The 2,372-nt window shown below is 71.8% G+C and carries 3 protein-coding genes; all 3 read right to left on the minus strand.

What is annotated here, in order from left to right; translation table 11 throughout:
* Nucleotides 1–463: MFS transporter (locus ESP51_RS20305; RefSeq protein ID WP_164990623.1), on the minus strand; the 463-nt coding region annotated here is incomplete at its 3' end.
* A 13-nt stretch (nucleotides 464–476) separates the two neighbouring features.
* Nucleotides 477–1,811: an NtaA/DmoA family FMN-dependent monooxygenase gene (locus tag ESP51_RS20310; RefSeq protein ID WP_129522670.1), complete on the minus strand. Its 1,335-nt coding sequence runs from the start codon at nucleotides 1,809–1,811 to the stop codon at nucleotides 477–479.
* Nucleotides 1,808–2,372 (minus strand): cysteine hydrolase family protein (locus ESP51_RS20315; protein ID WP_164990624.1); only part of this gene is annotated, 565 nt, incomplete at its 5' end. The genes ESP51_RS20315 and ESP51_RS20310, both read right to left, overlap by 4 nt.

Below are 2,372 nucleotides of genomic sequence, written 5' to 3' on the forward strand. Positions count from 1 at the left end.
GCAGCGCGCCCGCCGCCGCCGCTCCCATCTGCACGACCGTCGCGACGGCGACCACCCGTCCGCGCTGCGCGGCCGGCGCGCCGGCGAGCAGCACCGAGAAGCCCACGGTCACCGCGGCCCCGCCGAGAACGCCGGCCGCGAGTCGGAACCCGACGATCCACGCGGGGTCCTGCATGAAGCCCGTCGCCGCGGTGACGATCGCAAGCGCCACGAGCACGATGTGGAGGAGCGGCCGCGGCCGCACTCGCGCGAGGAGCAACCCCGCCGGGATGTTCGCGACGACGCGCCCGATGGCGAACGCCGCGATGATCGGTCCGAGCGCGGCGACGGGAATGTGCATCGCGGTCACGTACACGGGCAGCACGGGAACCACGACACCCCACGTCATCTGCGCCGTGCCGATGAGCGCGCAGACGAGGAGGGTCTGCTCCCAGCCGGCCGAGCGGCTGGCGCGCCGGCTCACGAGGCTCGCATCCTCACACCCGCAGGTTCTCGCGCAGCGTCGCGCCGGGGTAGCTCGGCGCGAGCGCTCCCCTGCGTCGCAGTTCGGGCACGAGCAGCTCGGCGATGTCGTCGAGTCCCGACGGCGTCGGCAACGGTGTCGAGAACATGTAGCCGCCGCGCGAGCCGGTCGCGGCGAAGTTCTCCTCGAGGGCGTCGGCGATCTCGGCCGGCGAGCCGCACACGGTGTGGTCGAGGCCGGTGGCGCTGCGCCATCCGTGCTCGAAGAACTCCGCGCGGGTCAGCTGGTGATCGACGCCGTACTCGTCGACAAGGCGCCCGACGAGTCCCGCCGGGGTGCTGTTCGCCGCTTGCATCTGCGCGACGAGCTCACCGAGCGCGAAGCGCTCGGGCACGCCAGAGAAGTCGTAGCCGGCGTTGTGCGAGAGGTAGGCGCCCACCGCTTCCTCGCTCCAGAACTCGAGCACCTCGGCACGTCGCGTACGCGCCTCCTCGGCGGTGCGGCCGACGATCACCTGCGTCGCCCACAGGATGCCGACCGAGGCCGGGTCGCGCCCCTCGGCGGCGAGCGCCTCGTCGAGCATCCGCCGGTGCCGCTGCTGCCCCGCGACCGCGCCGCCGAAGCCGAAGATCACGTCGGCGAACTTGGCCGACGTCGCGATGCCGCGCGGCGAGTTGCCGGCCTGCACGAGCACCGGATGCCGCTGCGGGCTCGGCATGCTGCTGAGCGGTCCCTTCACGCGGAAGAAGTCGCCGTCGTGATCGATCGGTGACACGAGCGCGGGATCGGCGAACCGCCCCGAATCGCGATCCATGACGATCGCCTCGGGCGGCACCGAGTCCCAGAGCCGCTGGCACACGTCGATGAACTCCTCCATGCGCTCGTAGCGCAAGCCGTGCTCGAGCAGCTCTTCGAAGCCGTAGTTCGCGGCATCCGCGCTCCTCGTCGAGGCGACGACGTTGAACGCGATACGGCCACCGGTGACGTGGTCGAGCGAGTTCAGCAGCCGAGCCACGTAGAAGGGATGCATGAACGTCGACGAGTAGGTGAGCCCGAAGCCGATCCTGCTCGTCACGGCCGACATCGCGGCGATGAACGGGCTCATGTCCTGCCGGGGCCATTGCACGCCCCATTCAACGGCGGGTTCGATCGAGCCGCGCCAGGTGTCGGGGATGCCGCTGCCGTCGCCGAAGAACAGCATGTCGATGCCGGCGCGCTCGGCCGTGACCGCGATCTCCTGGAACATGCGCACGTCGGGGAACGTGCGCCCCACCCACGAGCCCGCGCGGGCCCAGCGGCCCTCGGTGTGCGTGAAGGAGAGGTCGAATGCGAGGTGCATTCCCGTCATGCGGGAACTCCGTTCTGCTGCCGAAGGGCAGCGTCGTGCTGCGGAGCGGACTCCAGCCACAGCGCGGTGATCTCCGCGCTCGAGCCGATGACGGCGACGTTCAGGGCGAGCTGGGCGAGGGCGTGCTCGTGCAGCTCGAGGTCGTAGGCGGCGGTGGCATCGTCGGCGATGAGCACGGGCCAGCCGAGCTGGATCGCATCCGTCGCCGTCGCCGCGATGCAGCACTCCGTCGTGAGGCCGACGACCGACAGCCAGCGGATGCCGCGTCGCCGCAGCTCCGCCGCGAGGTCGGTGCCGAGGAATCCGCTGTACCCGGTCTTGCGTGTGCGCAGCTCGCCCGGAGCGGGCGACAGGCGATACCACTCGGCACCGGGCGTGCCGATGACGCACGGCTCGTCGGGCGAGAGCGGTGCGTCGAGGTCGCCGGCGCGCAGCCAGTTGCTCGCGCGCCACGGCGCCGCGGGGTCGGTGCCGAGCTCGATCCAGTAGACGGGAACGCCGGCCGCGCGCGCCGACTGCACGAGCTCGCCGCAGCGCTCGACCGCAGCCGCGACGGCGGCC

The sequence above is a fragment of the Agromyces albus genome, assembly GCF_004134825.1.
Taxonomy (GTDB): domain Bacteria; phylum Actinomycetota; class Actinomycetes; order Actinomycetales; family Microbacteriaceae; genus Agromyces; species Agromyces albus.

Excerpts from the sequence above, each read along its gene's own strand:
- ESP51_RS20310 (WP_129522670.1), bottom strand. The coding sequence starts at position 1,811 with ATGACGGGAATGCACCTCGCATTCGACCTCTCCTTCACGCACACCGAG.